16 protein-coding genes and 1 pseudogene are annotated in these 16,261 nt (G+C 51.0%); 10 read left to right on the top strand and 7 right to left on the bottom strand.

Features of this window, described 5'->3' with window-relative positions:
• Positions 1-498 precede the first annotated feature (498 nt).
• Positions 499-2,331 (bottom strand): MutS-related protein, encoded by a 1,833-nt coding sequence (locus NG346_RS11565; protein WP_262280908.1) that lies wholly within the window; start codon positions 2,329-2,331, stop codon positions 499-501.
• A 107-nt stretch (positions 2,332-2,438) separates the two neighbouring features.
• Positions 2,439-3,476 (bottom strand): phenylalanine--tRNA ligase subunit alpha, encoded by a 1,038-nt coding sequence (gene pheS, locus NG346_RS11560; protein WP_262280907.1) that lies wholly within the window; start codon positions 3,474-3,476, stop codon positions 2,439-2,441.
• Positions 3,477-3,582: 106 nt separating this feature from the next.
• Between pheS and NG346_RS11555 the strand changes: the two genes are divergently transcribed.
• Genes NG346_RS11555 through NG346_RS11545 form a run of 3 tightly spaced genes read left to right on the top strand, consistent with a single transcriptional unit; the run spans position 3,583 to position 6,328 of the window.
• Positions 3,583-4,437: a DUF4348 domain-containing protein gene (locus NG346_RS11555; RefSeq protein WP_262280906.1), complete on the top strand. Its 855-nt coding sequence runs from the start codon at positions 3,583-3,585 to the stop codon at positions 4,435-4,437.
• A 51-nt stretch (positions 4,438-4,488) separates the two neighbouring features.
• The gene (gene murB / locus NG346_RS11550) at positions 4,489-5,535 is read left to right on the top strand and encodes a UDP-N-acetylmuramate dehydrogenase (RefSeq protein WP_262280905.1); all 1,047 of its coding nucleotides are present in this window, start codon (positions 4,489-4,491) and stop codon (positions 5,533-5,535) included.
• A 31-nt stretch (positions 5,536-5,566) separates the two neighbouring features.
• Entirely contained in the window at positions 5,567-6,328 is a 762-nt protein-coding gene (locus NG346_RS11545) for an MBL fold metallo-hydrolase (protein WP_262280904.1), read from the top strand.
• 296 nt (positions 6,329-6,624) lie between these two features.
• On the opposite strand, the gene NG346_RS11540 is transcribed toward NG346_RS11545, so the two are convergent.
• From NG346_RS11540 to NG346_RS11530, 3 genes are all read right to left on the bottom strand, one after another.
• Complete coding sequence (locus NG346_RS11540; RefSeq protein ID WP_262280903.1) at positions 6,625-6,882, bottom strand: hypothetical protein; 258 nt, start codon at positions 6,880-6,882, stop codon at positions 6,625-6,627.
• Between the two features lie 3 nt (positions 6,883-6,885).
• On the bottom strand, positions 6,886-7,236 hold the full coding sequence (locus tag NG346_RS11535) for a phage holin family protein (protein ID WP_262280902.1): 351 nt from the start codon (positions 7,234-7,236) through the stop codon (positions 6,886-6,888).
• Positions 7,237-7,399: 163 nt separating this feature from the next.
• The gene (locus NG346_RS11530; RefSeq protein ID WP_154533779.1) at positions 7,400-7,618 is read right to left on the bottom strand and encodes a YtxH domain-containing protein; all 219 of its coding nucleotides are present in this window, start codon (positions 7,616-7,618) and stop codon (positions 7,400-7,402) included.
• A 249-nt stretch (positions 7,619-7,867) separates the two neighbouring features.
• Between NG346_RS11530 and NG346_RS11525 the strand changes: the two genes are divergently transcribed.
• From NG346_RS11525 to NG346_RS11495, 7 genes are all read left to right on the top strand, one after another.
• On the top strand, positions 7,868-8,368 hold the full coding sequence (locus NG346_RS11525) for an SPOR domain-containing protein (protein ID WP_262280901.1): 501 nt from the start codon (positions 7,868-7,870) through the stop codon (positions 8,366-8,368).
• 21 nt (positions 8,369-8,389) lie between these two features.
• The gene (gene ruvX, locus NG346_RS11520; protein ID WP_262280900.1) at positions 8,390-8,812 is read left to right on the top strand and encodes a Holliday junction resolvase RuvX; all 423 of its coding nucleotides are present in this window, start codon (positions 8,390-8,392) and stop codon (positions 8,810-8,812) included.
• Positions 8,809-9,372: a peptide deformylase gene (gene def, locus NG346_RS11515; protein ID WP_262288758.1), complete on the top strand. Its 564-nt coding sequence runs from the start codon at positions 8,809-8,811 to the stop codon at positions 9,370-9,372. The genes ruvX and def overlap by 4 nt, the downstream gene beginning before the upstream one ends.
• Positions 9,373-9,416: 44 nt before the next feature.
• Entirely contained in the window at positions 9,417-11,438 is a 2,022-nt protein-coding gene (locus NG346_RS11510) for a tetratricopeptide repeat protein (protein WP_262280898.1), read from the top strand.
• A gap of 65 nt (positions 11,439-11,503) precedes the next feature.
• The gene (greA, locus tag NG346_RS11505) at positions 11,504-11,968 is read left to right on the top strand and encodes a transcription elongation factor GreA (RefSeq protein ID WP_262280897.1); all 465 of its coding nucleotides are present in this window, start codon (positions 11,504-11,506) and stop codon (positions 11,966-11,968) included.
• Positions 11,969-12,038: 70 nt separating this feature from the next.
• Positions 12,039-12,185, top strand: a complete 147-nt coding sequence (locus NG346_RS11500) for a dehydrogenase (RefSeq protein ID WP_262280896.1) — start codon at positions 12,039-12,041, stop codon at positions 12,183-12,185.
• A 405-nt stretch (positions 12,186-12,590) separates the two neighbouring features.
• On the top strand, positions 12,591-13,583 hold the full coding sequence (locus NG346_RS11495) for a virulence RhuM family protein (protein ID WP_262280895.1): 993 nt from the start codon (positions 12,591-12,593) through the stop codon (positions 13,581-13,583).
• Between the two features lie 342 nt (positions 13,584-13,925).
• Here the strand turns inward: NG346_RS11495 and NG346_RS11490 are convergent.
• Positions 13,926-14,181, bottom strand: a pseudogene (locus NG346_RS11490) (restriction endonuclease subunit S); the annotation flags it as partial.
• A gap of 133 nt (positions 14,182-14,314) precedes the next feature.
• The gene (locus NG346_RS11485) at positions 14,315-16,153 is read right to left on the bottom strand and encodes a DNA polymerase III subunit gamma/tau (RefSeq protein WP_262280894.1); all 1,839 of its coding nucleotides are present in this window, start codon (positions 16,151-16,153) and stop codon (positions 14,315-14,317) included.
• Between the last annotated feature and the right edge of the window lie 108 nt (positions 16,154-16,261).

Below are 16,261 nucleotides of genomic sequence, written 5' to 3'. Positions count from 1 at the left end.
TGAAAGCCTTCAGGTCATGCCTGAAGGGAATAAGGGATATACCCTTCTTTTTCTATAGATGTGTTACTGTCTTTGGTTAGGCAGCGGCATCTGCCCGCCACGGACAATCCCCCTTGGGCCTTAATCATTCAACTATTCAAAATTATAACGATGAATAATGCTTTTACGGCAACGGGGTTTGCAATACCGCCTTGAGTCATTTCTTTCCGCCATAAGCAGTTGCTGGCGGACTGTGTGACGGATTTCGTGCGTGAGAAATATCAGGGGGGCGGACAAGAAGCTCGTGACAGACTTGATACTTTGATTTGAAATTACATTTTTCTACAGAGCATCCCTTTAATGGATGTATATAATTCAACCTTTGGGCTTGTGGGCTGTGAAGTTCGCAAGCCCTATTTTTTTGTTATTGTCCAGAGAGTGCATGGACATTTCGTCTTTGTGTTCTCTGTGTCTCTGTGTGAGAGTTCATTATATGGCCATTTCGTAAAAATAACGAAGTCAGGAGGTCTCATCTTTTTCTTCGATCATCTTCTTTAATAGGTAGGTGGCGTTTTGGTTCTTGGCGATGCCGGGCGTGATGCGATAGTCGTAGGAGACCTGCTTGCCGATGGAGATCTCGAAGCAGTAGTTGTGGAAACGGTCGCCATGGTCTTCGGCCATCTGTGAGAGTTCGAGGTCGTGGGTGGCAATGATCGCCGTCACATTGTGCCGTGAGAGATACTCCAGGAAGATTTGTGAGCCGTGGAGTTTGTCCTTAGAGTTGGTGCCACGGAGTATCTCGTCGAGGATGACCAGTGTTGGCGTGTCGTCGAGCACACCGATGAGTTGTTTGAGCCGGAGCAGTTCCGCGTTGAAGTAAGAGATGCCGTGGGTCAGGTCGTCGCTCGTCCTCATGCCTGTGAAGAGGCGGCAGGGCGAGAGCGTCAGACGCTCGGCGTAGACCGGCAGTCCCGCCATGGCCATGACCCAGCTGATGCCCACCGTCCTGAGATAGGTACTCTTTCCTGCCATGTTGGCTCCCGTGATGATATAGAAGTTGCGATCTTGGAGCATGGCATCGTTGGCCACAGCCTGCAAGCCCAGGAAGGGATGGCGCAGTCCCTTGCCCTCAAAGACCATCGACGGCGTGTCGACGAACGTAGGCCATGTTGTTGCCGGTTCGTTTTGTCGGTAAGAGGCAAGAGAGACCAGCGCGTCGAGCATGCTCACCGACCGGATGAGCGCCTCGAAGTCAGTACTGCTTTGCTGCCACAACTTGAAGCGGCGGACGATGTTCAGGTCGATCAGCGCAAATACATTAAAGAGCAGGATGCCCGCTTCATTGTTTCTGTTGTCGATGTCGTGAAGTATCTGCTCCATCTCAGCGAGACTTGCTGCCTGTTGCTGCAAGGAAGCCTGCAACGTTCGGTTCACCTTTTCGTGAAACTCTTCAGCGAGGGTGAGGCGGATGATTCGGTCAAGCCCTTCCGACAGCGTGTGGATGTTTTGCAAAGTCGTCATGATGCGGCGGACGCTATTGCCCGGAAAGATGGTGGCAAAGAATAGGTGCAGGGTGCCCCATGTGATGGGCAGGATGACAGACACTGATCCGGTCAGCGCGGCGATGATCGTCAGGTAGAAGCCGGTAAGCAAGACGATTCTCATGGCTTGTAACCACCGGGGAGAACAACGCTTGGGCAGCTCCAGGGCGTGTGCCGCCGTCAGCGCATTGGCCAGCCAGTCGGTGCGCAGCAGTCGTTCCTCGGCTTTGTCGCTCTGCTGCCCCGAGGCTTTGATGTTCATCAGGAAGTCGTCGTGGCGGGCAAGTTCCTCCACGGCTTTTCGTCTCTGTCCGATGCCCTCGATGAAATCTTTGCGGTTCCCGTCCATCTCCTCTTTTGTCAGCCACTGTGCGAGCAGGTTGCGACCACCGACGGTGACGGTGCGGCAGACACGCTGGAAGAGCGAGTCCTTGCCAAAGAGGTCCAGATCGAAGGAGAAGGGGTGGGAGGCATCGATATAGTCTTTGCCCTCGTCGAAGCAACTGTAGTCGCCGTGGAAGTAGCTGATCTCGCGCTGGTAGGCGGCTATCACCCTTTGTTGTCGCTCGATGTCGCGGCTGTTGCGGCCGTCGGTGCGGCGGAGCAGTAGATAGCCGACGAAGAGCACGGCAGCCAAGAGTGCGTACAGAGACTTGGGCTGGTAGGTAACGGCGCATGCCACCATGCCAAGGGCAGCGAGAAACATGCCGATCTGTGCCACGGTGAACCATTGGCTCTTGTGTCGGAGACGGGTGAGCTGTTGTTGCAGGAGAGCGGTGTGCTGTTCTAAATCTTGGAGACGGTGGGTCATGATAAGGGAAACGGGTTAGAGATAAAAGAAAAGGCACACCGAGAAGGGGCTCTTTGCGAAACCGGCCTTTCGGGTGTGCCTAATATATAATATGTATCGGATGAAGCTTAGAATGCGCTTTGGAACTCTTCGAGGAAGCGCTTGTCGTTCTCGGAGAAGAGACGCAGGTCGTTGACACGGTATTTCAGGTTGGTGATACGCTCCACGCCCATGCCGAAAGCATAGCCGGTGTAGACATCCGGGTCGATGCCGCAGGCAGCAAGGTCGTGCGGGTCGACCATACCACAACCGAGGATCTCCACCCATCCCGTGTGCTTGCAGAAGTTGCAGCCTTTGCCGCCGCAGATGTTGCAGGAAATATCCATCTCAGCACTCGGTTCGGTGAAGGGGAAATACGACGGGCGCAGACGGATCTTCGTGTCGGGACCGAACATTTCGCGGGCGAAGGTCAGCAGCACCTGCTTGAGGTCGGTGAAGCTCACGCCCTTGTCGACATAGAGTCCTTCGACCTGATGGAAGAAGCAGTGGGCGCGTGCCGAGATAGCCTCGTTGCGGTAGACACGTCCCGGGCAGAGCACGCGGATAGGCGGCTCGTGGGTCTCCATATAGTGAGCCTCGTCGCCGGAGGTGTGAGAGCGCAGCAACACGTTTTTGGTCACGTCGTTCTTGTCCTGCGAGATGAAGAAAGTATCCTGCATGTCGCGTGCGGGATGGTCAGCGGCAAAGTTCAGCATGGTGAACACGTGCTTGTCGTCGTCGATCTCGGGACCGTGGTAGAGTGTGAAGCCCATGCGCTGGAAGATGTCGATGATCTGATTCTTGACAATGGTCAGCGGGTGACGGGTACCCAAAGCGACCGGGTAGGGCGTACGCGTCAAGTCCTCGTGGTTGTCGCCGGTATCGGTAGAGGCGACCTGCTCGCGCAGGGAGTTGATCTTGTCCTGAGCGGCTTTTTTCAGTTCGTTGATCTTGATGCCTACGGTCTTTTTCTGGTCAGCGGCCACATTGCGGAAGTCTGCCATGACGGCATTGATCTCACCTTTTTTGCTCAAATACTTGAGTCGGAGTTGCTCGATGTCGTCTGCGTTCTTGGCAGACAGCTGAGATACTTCTTTGAGAAGTTGATCTATCTTGTCTAGTATCATCGTCTGTAAATTTTATCTTTCTGACTGCAAAGGTACTAATTTTATTGGAAAAATACATCTTATATAAAAAATAATATGTAATTTTGCCAAAGCTTATGAATGATTTATGAGAAGAATAATATTATTAGTTGTTTTACTTGCTTTCATCTTGTCACTGGCTGTTCCCTATGGATGCACCAACAAGAAGCCGGAGCAGACTGATTCCATACAGTCTGACAGTGTTGTCACGGACACGGCTGGGGAGGACTCTACGGAGAATTTGATTTCGCAGGCTCCGATGCCGAAGACCGCTGATGAGCTGTTCGACGATTTCGTGTTTAACTTTGCGGCCAACCGCAGGTTGCAGCTCAAGCGCATCGTCTTCCCGCTGCCTGTGTATCGCAACGGCAAACTGGAGAAGAAAATCGAGAAGGGACATTGGCGCATGGAGCATTTCTTCATGCACCAGGACTACTATACGCTGATCTTGGACAATGAACGGCAGGTGAAGCTCGCCAAGGATACGTCGATCGACCACGTAGTGGTGGAAAAGATCTTCTTCCATCTCAAGACCGTGCAGCAGTTCCTCTTCAACCGCATTCAGGGCAAGTGGATGCTTACGTCGGTCAACTACAAGCCGATGTATCAGAACGACAACGCCAGCTTCCTGAAGTTCTACCAACGCTTTGCCGTAGACTCAGCCTTCCAGATGAGGAGTATGGCCGATGAGGTGAAGTTCTCCGGACCGGATCCTACCAGCGACAATGCCAATATGACGGGTATCATCATGCCGCAGCAGTGGCCCGATTTCAAGCCCGGTATCCTGCCGAGCGGTACGATCTACAACATTATATATGGTCAGACCTACAAGGAAACTAACTACAAGGTGTTTATGATCCGCGGCATTGCCAACAGCAATGAAGTGGTTTATGTCTTCCGACGGTTTGGCAAGAGATGGAAACTCGTCAAGTTCAGCTGTTAGCCGCATGGATGTGGACAGAACTTTGCGATTGATTGAAAAGAGACGACGGCAATGAAAATACAGCAACACTATCCTTTGCTTCATCACAACACGTTTGGGATGGACCAGCAGTGCGATGAATATCTTGAGTTTTCCTCTACGGCCGATGCCGTGGAGGCGGCTGCCTATATCCGCGATCATGCCGACCGGCCTCTGCTGATCCTGGGTGGCGGCAGTAATCTGTTGCTCACTCATGACTTCCATGGCCTTGTGGTCAGTCCGGAGCAGCGCTTTGAGGTGCATGCCGAGACCGACGACAAGGGCAATACGCTACTGCGCTGTTGGGCTGGATGCACGTTCGACGATGTGGTGGCCTACGCTGTGGCGCATCAGATGTACGGACTGGAGAACCTCAGTCTCATCCCCGGACAGTGCGGCGCTTCCGCTGTACAGAACATCGGAGCCTATGGCGCAGAGGCCAAGGATACGCTGGTGAGCGTCGAGGCTGTGGAGATCGTTACAGGCCGGCAGGTGACGATACCTGCCGATGACTGCGAATATGCCTATCGTCAGAGCCGCTTCAAGCATGAGTGGCGCGACAAGTATCTGATCATGTGGGTGGTCTATCGTCTTTCATCCGTGTTCAGCCCGCGACTGGACTACGGCAATATCCGCCGTGTGCTGGAAGAAGACCACATCGCAGTCGATACGCTGACGGCTCAACAGCTCCGCGATGCCATCATCAGCATACGTCAGGCCAAGCTGCCCGATCCCGCTGTGCTCGGCAATGGCGGCAGCTTCTTCATGAATCCGATTGTCGATGAGGCTACCTTTGAGCGGCTGAAGGCTGAACATCCCGACCTTCGCTACTTCGACGCTCCCGACGAGAAGCAGGACAGTGGGAAGCACTATAAGATTCCGGCCGGTTGGCTCATCGACCAGTGCGGATGGAAAGGCAAAAAGCTCGGACGTGCCGGCGTGTATGAGAAACAGGCATTGGTGCTCGTCAATTTGGGCGGTGCCACGGGCGAGGATGTCGTCGCGCTGATGCATGCCATTCAGGCTGACGTCAGAGAGAAGTTCGGATTGGAATTGAAACCGGAAGTAAACATTCGATAGAGTAGGAGACGAAAGGTAAGTGATGGCAAAGATGCAGTTGACCTTTTTGGGTACCGGTACATCCAACGGCGTGCCGGTGATAGGATGTCATTGTGCGGTTTGCGATAGCAAGGACCCGCGCGACCACCGTCTGCGTACGGCGGCGTTGCTGGAGACTGCGTCCACGCGCATCCTGATCGACTGCGGTCCTGATATCCGGCAACAGTTGTTGCCACTGCCTTTCCGAAAGATTGATGCTGTGCTGCTCACTCATGCCCACTACGATCATGTGGGCGGATTGGACGATCTGCGGCCTTATAGCTATCTGGGCGACATCCCCATGTATGGCAATGAGCCTTGCGTGAAGGCTGTCAGACATAATTTTCCTTATTGCTTCGCGGAGCATCTCTATCCCGGCGTGCCGAAGATAGAGCTCCATACGCTGCACAAAGAAGAACCTTTGCGGGTGGGCGACATCGACGTGCTGCCTGTCGAGGTGATGCACGACAAGTTGCCCGTGCTGGGCTATCGCTTTGGTCCGCTGGCCTATATCACTGACATGAAGGACATCGACGGCGGTCAGCTGGCCCTTTTAGAGGGTGTGGACACGCTCGTCGTCAATGGTCTCAGATGGGAAAAGCCCCACCACAGCCACCAGCTCATTCCCGACGCGGTTGCCATGGGACAGAAGTTGGGTGCGCGCCGAACCTTTATCATCCATCTTACCCACGACGTGGGACTCTATGACGAGGCCAACGCGAGACTGCCGGAAGACTGTCTGTTTCCGTACGACGGCATGAAGATAGAGGTGTAGGAAGTATTGTAAGAGAGAGGGGAGTTTGCTTGCAGGAATGCTGTAAGCAGAGAGATTTTCAGATGAGAAAATAAGGGCGTACTTGACGTATGGGCATAAAAAAAGGAGTACCGCTGTACTCCAACCTTGTTAACCTTAAATCTAATACTATGAAAAACACGATGCAAAGTTACGAATGTTTCTCGAATTTTGTTCTAAATCCACCCATAAATGATGATATAATAACCTTTATTAACAAGATTGGACTTGTATTTTAATGTTTTGAACAGTATTTGGCACAGTTGTAGCCTCGTAGCTCACTTCTTGAATTTGCGGTAGAGCTTCCATCCCAAGAGGAAAGCGTCGAGGAGTCCGGCACCTGTGTTGACGAGGCTGCCAATGCGCTTTGAAGGCGTGGCATCTCTCTTGAAGCCCTCGGGTTTGCGGAACAGCGACTGCCATTGTTGCTGGATCTTCTTGCGATCCTCGTCGATCTGCTCCTTGAGGATACGTCTGCGCATGGCAATTTCTTCCAGGCTGCGGTAGGTGGTAAAGTCTGTGGTATGGTTGTTCATGATTTAATTGCTTAGTAAGATGGACGCGAGGAAATGGACAAGCGGACGCTCGATCCATCTCTTTCTGAATATAAGGAAGAGCAAGAGTATCACCAGATAGATGCCTGCAATGATGAGGAAGGCAGCTACAGAGCCCGCGAGAGGAGTGAGCGCAAAGGCGGCTGCGAAACTGAGATAGATGAGAATCAACATCAGTACCAGGGACAGAATGGCGGTCATCGCCACCACGGTGAGCACTCTGACGGTCTTCTCTACTACTTCCAATTTCACATTCTCACCTTGCAGACTGGCGTAGTGCTTCACACTCTCTACCAGTTGGGCGATGGTCTCTATGTTTTGGTCGTTGGAAAACATGTGGAAGTCTTGATGAAACAAACCTTGGCGAGGCTCGTGCGACGCATCGACTTGCTTGCGCTGGCCTCGCCGGGTTAGAAACGGAATTTTCAATTTACTCCTTATTATATTAGTGTTCGTCCATTGTGCATGGGCTTGCTACAGTTTGCGTGAACCGCCCGGCCTATGCATTCGTGCTGTCTACGGCGTCTTTGATGTCGTCTACAAGATCGTCAGCATCTTTGCGTGCAAGCTTGATGTCGTGTTTCTTGCAGAAATCATCAACAGCGTCGGAGATCTTCGTGCGGGTGTCCGCGCCTTTTTCCGGAGCGAGCAGTAACCCCAAGGCAGCACCGGCGATGGCACCGCCCAAGAAAGCTGAGATATAACCTAATGTCTTCATAAACTTAGTGTTTTGTGGTTTTGAATTTATCTATTGCAAATATATGATTTTTTTTCCGTAATGACATGCTTTGTGGGTATATTTTTTGTTAAATACCCTCTGATTCATTGATTTAACAAACTTTATGTGCACGAAAAGGATGCTTTCGTAATTAATTTAGTAATTTCGCAAAATAAAAGGTTGAATACCTTTAGACGTAAAGAGTGAGAATGTCAACAAAACAATAATATTAAAATCAAATAGAAGATAATGAGAAAATATGTGTTACTAAGCACAGCACTGTGCCTTGCTTTCGCTTTTACCAGTTGTGGAACAAAAGAAGATGCTTATAAGAAGGCCTATGAGAAGGCTAAGGCACAGGAAGAGCAGCAGAACCAGCAGAAGCCCGTGCAGGACGAGGCACCGGTGGTTACTCCCTTGGCAGAGAAGCAGGCTGACCAGACCACTGTGACCAATGTCAACAATGCCAACGTGCGCAGTGAGAGCGTTACCGTTGTCAGCGGCAAGGGCTTGCAGGCCTACAGTGTCGTGGTGGGCTCTTTCTCTCTGAAGGCAAACGCCGAGGGACTGCAGAGCACACTGAAGCAGGGCGGCTACGATGCTCAGATCGCTTATAACCCCCAGGTGAACATGTACCGTGTCATCGCATCTACCTCTGATGATAAGGCAAGTGCTGTGCAGAGCCGTGATGCCATCCGCGGCAGCAAGTTCAATCCTAAGAGCGACGCTTGGTTGCTGTTTAAGAAATAATGTTCAAATCAGATAGATACATTGGGAAGAATTCTTTCCATCGACTACGGCAAGCGCCGAACGGGGCTTGCCGTCACTGATCCTTTGCAGATTATCGCCAATGGGCTGGCTACGGTGGAGACAAGAAACCTCATGGATTTCCTGAAGAAATATATCTCTGAGGAAAACGTGGAGAAGATAGTCATCGGTAAGCCTACTCAGCCCAATGGCGCTCCGTCTGAGAATCTGGCGCGCGTGGAGGCCTTCGTGAAGCGGTGGCGCAAGGAGATGCCGGCGGTGCCGATCGTCTACTACGACGAGCGCTTCACCTCGGTGCTGGCACACCGGGCTATCATCGAGGGTGGCGTGAAAAAGAAGACAAGACGAGAGAACAAAGGACTCGTGGATGAGGTGAGTGCCACCATCATCCTGCAAGATTTTATGAATTCACAAAGAAGAATATGATATTACCCATTTATACTTATGGACAACCTGTACTCCGCAAGGTGGCTCAGGATGTAGACTCCAGCGATGCCTCGCTGCCGCAGTTGATCAGTGACATGTATGAGACGCTCGACAATGCGGGTGGTGTAGGACTTGCTGCTCCTCAGATAGGGAAGTCCATCCGTGTGGTCGTCATCGACCTCGACGTCTTGAAGGACGAATTTCCCGAGTACAAGGGTTTCCGCCATGTCTTTGTCAATCCTCATATCATCGAGGCGGATGATAAAGAGAAGGAAACGCTCGAGGAAGGCTGCCTGTCGATACCGGGGTTGAGCGAAAACGTGACACGTCCGAAACGTATCCATGTCACGTATCTCGACGATGATTTCCAGCCTCACGACGAGTGGGTCGACGGCTATCTGGCTCGCGTCATGCAGCATGAGTTTGACCATCTCGAAGGCGTGATGTATGTCGACAGGGTGTCGCCACTGCGCAAGCAGCTCATCCGCAACAAGCTCCGCGGCATCATGCAGGGCAAGTTCCGCTGCGGCTATCGTGTGAAGACGATTCACAAGAAGTAGAGAAGAGATAGGACATAACGTATTTCAGGATCTTAGGTATTAAGGTGAACAAGGGCAGATTGTTTCTTCTGTCGCTGGTGTGGCTCTTTGTTTCCCATGCCAATGCGCAATATAATGTGGACCGTCTCGTCACCGCTGGTGAGGTGGCGCTGCACTACGAGGACTATGTGTTGTCGATACAGTATTTCAACAAGGCTTTGGCTTTAAAGCCTTATCTGTGGTTGCCGTGGTATGACCGCGCTGCCGCAAAATACTCACTCGACGACTATGTAGGTGCCGAAGAAGATGCGTCCCATGCCATTGACCTCAACCCTTATATCGAACAGATCTTTGATCTTCGTGCCATGTCGCGTATCCGCCAGCAGAAATATGCTGACGCGATCACGGACTACGACAGGGCCATCCATCTCAATCCCTCGGTGACCAGTTTCTGGACCAACAGAGCGATCTGCCGACTGAACGTCAAGGACTATGACCATGCCTTGGAGGACGCTGACACGATCATCTCGCGGTGGTCCAAGACGGCGACGGCCTATTCGTTGAAGGCGGAAATCTATCTGGAGAAGAAAGATACGATGAAGGCTGACCACTGGTTGGCACGAAGCCTCACCATCGACCCGTATAACGTCGACGCGTGGGCAACGCGCTCGGCCATCGCCCTCAACCGCAAGCACTGGGCGGTCGCTGACTCCTGTCTGAGCAAGCTGATCAATCTGCGTCCGAAAGTCGTGCACAACTATGTCAACCGCGCCTTGGTGAGACTCAACCTCAACAACCTTCGTGGGGCGATGGCGGACTATGACATGGCCATCGACTTGGATCCCAACAACTTCCTGGCTCACTACAATCGTGGCTTGCTGCGCTTACAGCTCGGTGACGACAACCGTGCGCTGAAAGACTTCGACTTTGTGGTGAGGATGGAGCCACAGAACTTCATGGCTATCTACAACCGTGCCTTGCTCAACGACAAGCTCGGTAATCTGCGGGCGGCCATCCGCGACTATTCTGCCGTCATCAGTCAGTTCCCCAATTTCTGGACGGGTCTGTCCCAGCGGGCGCAATGCTATCGCAAACTGGGTATGACCGCAAAGGCTGAGCTCGATGAGTTCCGCATCTTTAAGGCTCAGATGGATAAGCATGTGGGTATCCAGCAACGGTGGAGCCGCAAGAAACTGAGAGAGGTACGCAAGCGGTCTGAGATCGACATCAGTAAATATAACGACATCGTCGTGGAGGATCAGCCGCAGACCGTCGAGCACGAATACAAGAGCGACATCCGTGGCGCCATTCAGAACAATGCCGTAGAGGTGGCAATGCTGCCGTCCTATCGTCTGTCGTATTTCAATTATGTCAGTGCGGTCAACGGCAGCAAGGCTTTCGATACCACGTTGGAGCAGTTCAACAACAAGATGCAGCCGCTCAAACGTCTCTATCTGACTTGCAACCAAAGCAAGAAGATGGACGACATTAGTTCCAAGCAGATCTTCCAGCTCGTCGACAATCTCTCGGAGGGTATCAAGGAGGAGAAAGATCCACATCAGCGCGCGGCCCTGCTCTTACAGCGAGCCGTGGCATACGCTGAACTGCAGAACTACAGCGATGCGCTGTCTGATCTTGACGACTATGTGGCCATGGAGAAGCAAAGCGTGCTCGGACGTTCTGAACGGGCTCTCTGTCAGCTGATGCTCAACGACTATGAGGCTTCAAAGGGGCAGAACGTCAGCATGAAGACCTCACAGGTGGAGGGCGACTATGCCGAGGCGATCCAGCTGGCTCCAAAGAATGCTTACCTCTACTATAACCGTGGTAACTTCTATGCAGCTCAGAAGAACTACACCCATGCCATCGATGACTACACGCGTGCGCTGCAAATAGATTCGCGTCTGGCTGAAGCTTATTACAACCGTGGACTGGCCTATTACTATAGCGGCAATCTCCACATGGCTCAGCAAGATCTCAGTAAGGCTGGTGAGTTGGGACTCTATCATGCCTATGCGCTCAGCAAGCAACTTGGCGAGCATAAGCCCGGTGCGAAGCGGAACACGGAGAAAGGCAAGCGCCGGTAATGGTGCTTGCTGTAAGTATGCGTTAGAAAAAGGTTTATAGAAACACTCCTATACAAAGGTTTATCATGGAATTTATGTCACAGGAAGGCTACGATGAACTCGTTGCCGAACTCAACCATATGATCAAGGTGGAGTTGCCCAAGGCGATCGATGCCGTGTCTGAGGCACGTGACAAGGGCGACTTGAGCGAGAACTTCGAGTATCGTGCGGCAAAGCGCGAGCACTCCCGCCTGCTGGGCCGCATCCGCTTTAAGCAGAATGTGTTGGCCCATGCCCGTGTGCTCGACGCAGACCGGGTAAATGCCGACAGTGTGCAGTTGCTCTGCAAAGTGGAGATCACGGACTTGACCCACGACCGCAAGCTCTGCTACACGTTGGCCAGTCCTCATGAAGCCAACCTGCGGGAAGGAAAGATCTCCATCAAGTCGCCGATTGCGCAGGCTTTGCTCAACAAGCGGGTAGGGGATGTTGTGGATGTAAAAGTGCCTGCCGGTATCCTGCAGCTGCGGATCGAGTCCATCAGTCTTTAATCAAGGTTGCTATATATAATAAGGAGTATATATATAATAAGGAGTATATATCAATAAGGAGTATCGAATCATGGCAGATAATTTCTTGGAGCGTCATCGCGAGGAATACGAGCAGCGGAAGCAACGTTGGCTGCTTCGCAAGAAGTTGCATCTTCATTCTGGAAAGAAAGGCACGCCTCGCTCTGGCGTTGACAAGCCTGATGATGAGGCACTGTGATGATTAAAAACGGTCTTAGTTAGATTATGTAGATTAAGCAATTCATAGTAGATGGATAATTGAACAAGACCAGAGATACATATGGCAGGATTTAATGAGAACACGCGAGTTAAGTTTCCGGCACTGATGCACCTTACGCGCATCGGGTATACTTATCATGCATTAAAGGAGTTAGCCCTTGACCCGGAGACAAATATTGCCAAGGATCTTTTCTATAGACAGATTAAAAAATTCAATCCTCAATTGACAGAAGAGTCCACCAACCTACAGCTCTGCGAAATACGTAATAAGCTGAACAATGAAGGTTTGGGCCGTGAGTTCTACAGGATAATCTCATCTAATAGCGGTACTAAGTTTAGCAACTGGCAAGTCTGAAATTCAACGAGGATGTAAAAGGCTAATAGAATGGAAAACGAGATACAGTTTTTGCTTTACAGCATGCCCGACGAGCAGGGCAAGGTACAAGTCATTGTAAAGGATGGTACAATATGGTGTACCCAGAAGGCTATGGCGCAGCTCTTTGGGGTGGATAGATCTGTCATTACCAAACACCTGAAAAACATCTTCGACTCAGGAGAGCTAAGGCAAGAATCAGTATGTGCAAAAAATGCACTAACTGCCGCTGATGGGAAAAAATATCAAACAACACTCTATAATCTTGATGCTATTATCTCAGTCGGTTATCGTGTTAATTCCATCAGAGCCACGAAGTTCCGCCAGTGGGCAACGTTAGTGCTGAAAGAATACATCACAAAGGGGTTTGCACTTGACGATGAGCGACTCAAGCAGGGTACTGCCGTGTTCGGTAAAGACTATTTCCGCGAACTCCTTGAGCGCGTCCGTTCTATTCGTGCAAGTGAGCGCCGTATATGGCAGCAGATTACGGACATTTATGCGGAGTGCAGCACCGACTACGATAAGAGCTCTCCAACGACTCGCGATTTCTATGCTATGATTCAAAATCGTTTCCATTATGCCATCACTGGCATGACGGCAGCCGAAATCATATACACGCGGGCGGATCATACAAAAGACCACATGGGGTTAACAACATGGAAGCATGCACCCGATGGTAGGGTTTTGAAGTCAGATGTCAGTATTGCCAAAAACTACTTGCAACCGGAACAGATCAAACGTTTGGAGCGTGCTGTGACAGGCTTCTTCGACTACATAGAGGATCTCATAGAACGTGAGAATACATTCACGATGGATCAGTTCTCAGCCAGTGTCAACAAGTTCTTGGAATTCCGAAACTATCACATCTTGCCTGACAAGGGAAAGATTTCTGCGGCAGAGGCTAAAGCCAAAGCAGAACAAGAATACGATATCTTCAACAAGACACAACGTATTGACTCTGACTTCGATAAGGAAGTGAGGGGATTGCTGGGTAAGGAATAAAGAAGAAACATCGACTTGAGAAGTATGAAAATAAAAGATATTGTAACTCTTGTGTCAAAATCAATAACTCCTCAAACAGGTGTAATATACAACCTGTATAGTCTTCCCTCATTTGATGAGGGTAAGACTTTTGAGGTCTTGGACGGAGTTGACATACAAAGCAATAAGTATGAAGTTCCTGACAAGTGTATTTTGTTCAACAAACTAAATGTCCGTTTCAGCCTCTAATATCATCTATCGTCACAAAAGGTATATCTCCTCCGAAATTATCCTCATCTGCGCATGAAGGAGTCTTGCCTGTTATGATGTTATTTTCTATATCTCCAATCTTTTTGGCATCTACCCATTGCGGTATCTCACGCTTCAGTTTTTCATTCCACACCATTTTCCCACCACTACTTTTATACGGCTTGCCTTTCTCATTTGGGAAGTTGAACTGCACAAACCAGTAATCGTAGAGCTGACGTGCCATCGCCTCTAAATTATCATTTATCTGACGATTGAGTGCTATCTTAGAATCTATGTCATAGAGGAACTGACCAATTTTGGTCTGTTCCTCTAATGATGGAATCCATACTGTACAGTCCTTAATCTTATCAGAGAATGGTAGTCACCGCGCTGGTCAAGGAAATCATTGCTCATAGATGTTGCTTGTTACTTTTGTGGTCACATGCTTTTGTGGTCACTTGAGCCCGATGTGCACATGAGAGCTCATAAGCGTATATAAAAGGTTAGCTCAGTTCCAGTCCCAATGAGACTCTTAGCTTCTCAAACGCGGGATTTTCCTTTCTCAGGTTGTCAAAGACTTCTCGTTTGGTGAAGACTTTCTTGGCGGTGGCAGTGTCGGCGAGACGCAGGGTCAGCTGGATATTGTCGTTGTGGAGCGTCACCTGCATCGTGCGGCAGATCTTCCGCTTGATCTCGTTGAGCTGGCTGAGGAAGATCTCGTTGTCGATGACCGCCTCGATGTTGGGATAGTCCGTGATGTGCGGTGTGATGTTTTTCAGTCGTGATGCCAGTCCTACGAATTTCTGCGGCATGCGGTTGCACATCTGTACCCACTGCAGAGCGAGCTCCTCATCCGTGAATCGCTTTGCTGTTTCCTCTTCGTTTGTTTTTTCCGGTGTATCGAGCGGTGAAGCCTCTTCCTTCTTCTTTTCCGGATGCAGCATTGCCTGGAAGGTCATGCCGATGCTGCTCAGCTTCAGATGAGGTCCTTTGACCATCGCGGGTTGCTGAGTGGTGACGGCCGTGGGCTGTCCTGTATTTGCCGTGGCTGCGGTAGCGACGGCAGCTGCTGGTTGATTGGTTGTCGTAGGGGCGTCAGAGGCCGCGCCGACAGGTGTTGCCGGCTTGCGGTTGGTCTTCACCGACCCGGTTACCTGCGGGACCGTATTGGCCGGTGATTTCGTGATAAGCTTAAACAGGGTTTTCAACATCTTGGGGCTACGCCCCGCACCGGCACTGTCGTCGTCGGGCTGTGTGATCTGTGCCACACGGATCAGCGTCAACTCCACGAGCAACCGTTTGTTGCTGCTTTGCCGGTAGTTGATGTCGCACTCGTTGAGGATGCGCAGTGCACGATAGAGGAAAGGAGTGGGGCACTTGGCAGCCTGTTCCTGAAAGCGTTTGCGCTGCTCGTCGCTGGTCTCAAGCAGCGGCAGGGTCTGAGCGTCTTTGGCCATCATCACGTTGCGGATGTGGGTGGCAAGACCCTGCACGACACCAGAACCGTCGAAGCCCTTGGAGATGATCTGGTTGAGCAAGACCATGATGTCGCTGACCTTGTTCTCAAGAGACAAGTCGACCATGCGGAAATAATAGTCGCTGTCGAGGATGTTGAGATCCTCAATGACCCCTTTGTAGGTGATGTTGCCCTGACAGAAGCTCGCCACTTGGTCAAAGATGGACAATGCGTCTCTCATGCCTCCGTCGGCTTTTTCGGCGATGACCCCCAAAGCCTGTTCCTCATAGGTGATGCCCTCTTTCTCGGCCACCATCTTCAGATGGTTGACAATGCGCGGCACGGTCATACGCTCAAAGTCGTAGATCTGACAGCGGGAGAGAATCGTGGGCAGAATTTTATGCTTCTCGGTTGTGGCCAGGATAAACACCACGTGAGCGGGCGGTTCCTCCAACGTCTTAAGGAAAGCATTGAAGGCAGCCTGTGAGAGCATGTGCACCTCATCGATGATGAACACCTTATATTTACCGTTCTGAGGGGGGATGAGCGTCTGCTCCATGAGCGTCTTGATGCTGTCGACAGAGTTGTTGGAGGCAGCGTCGAGCTCGAAGATGTTCATCGAGCGTCCCTCGTTAAACGCCTTGCAGCTCTCGCACTGGTTGCAGGCTTCGCCGTCCTCGGCGGGATTTTCGCAGTTGATCGCCTTGGCAAAGATGCGCGCGCATGTTGTCTTGCCTACGCCACGCGGTCCACAGAAGAGGTAGGCGTGAGCAAGCTTGCCGCTTTTGACTGCGTTTTTCAGTGTAGTCGTCAACGCTTCCTGCCCCACGACTGAACTGAAGGTCATTGGGCGGTATTTGCGTGCGGAGACGATATAGTTACTCATATATAATAATGTGTTGTTTGTTGATGTGTATCGATTAAGATAATGCAAAGATACATTTATTTAAGTGAAAGGCAAAACAAAACTCCGGTTTTATTTTGTATTTATCTG

Origin of the sequence: Hallella absiana, assembly GCF_025457485.1 — a bacterium.
Taxonomy (GTDB): Bacteria; Bacteroidota; Bacteroidia; order Bacteroidales; family Bacteroidaceae; genus Prevotella; species Prevotella absiana.
This window is presented reverse-complemented; position numbering and strand designations above follow the sequence as displayed.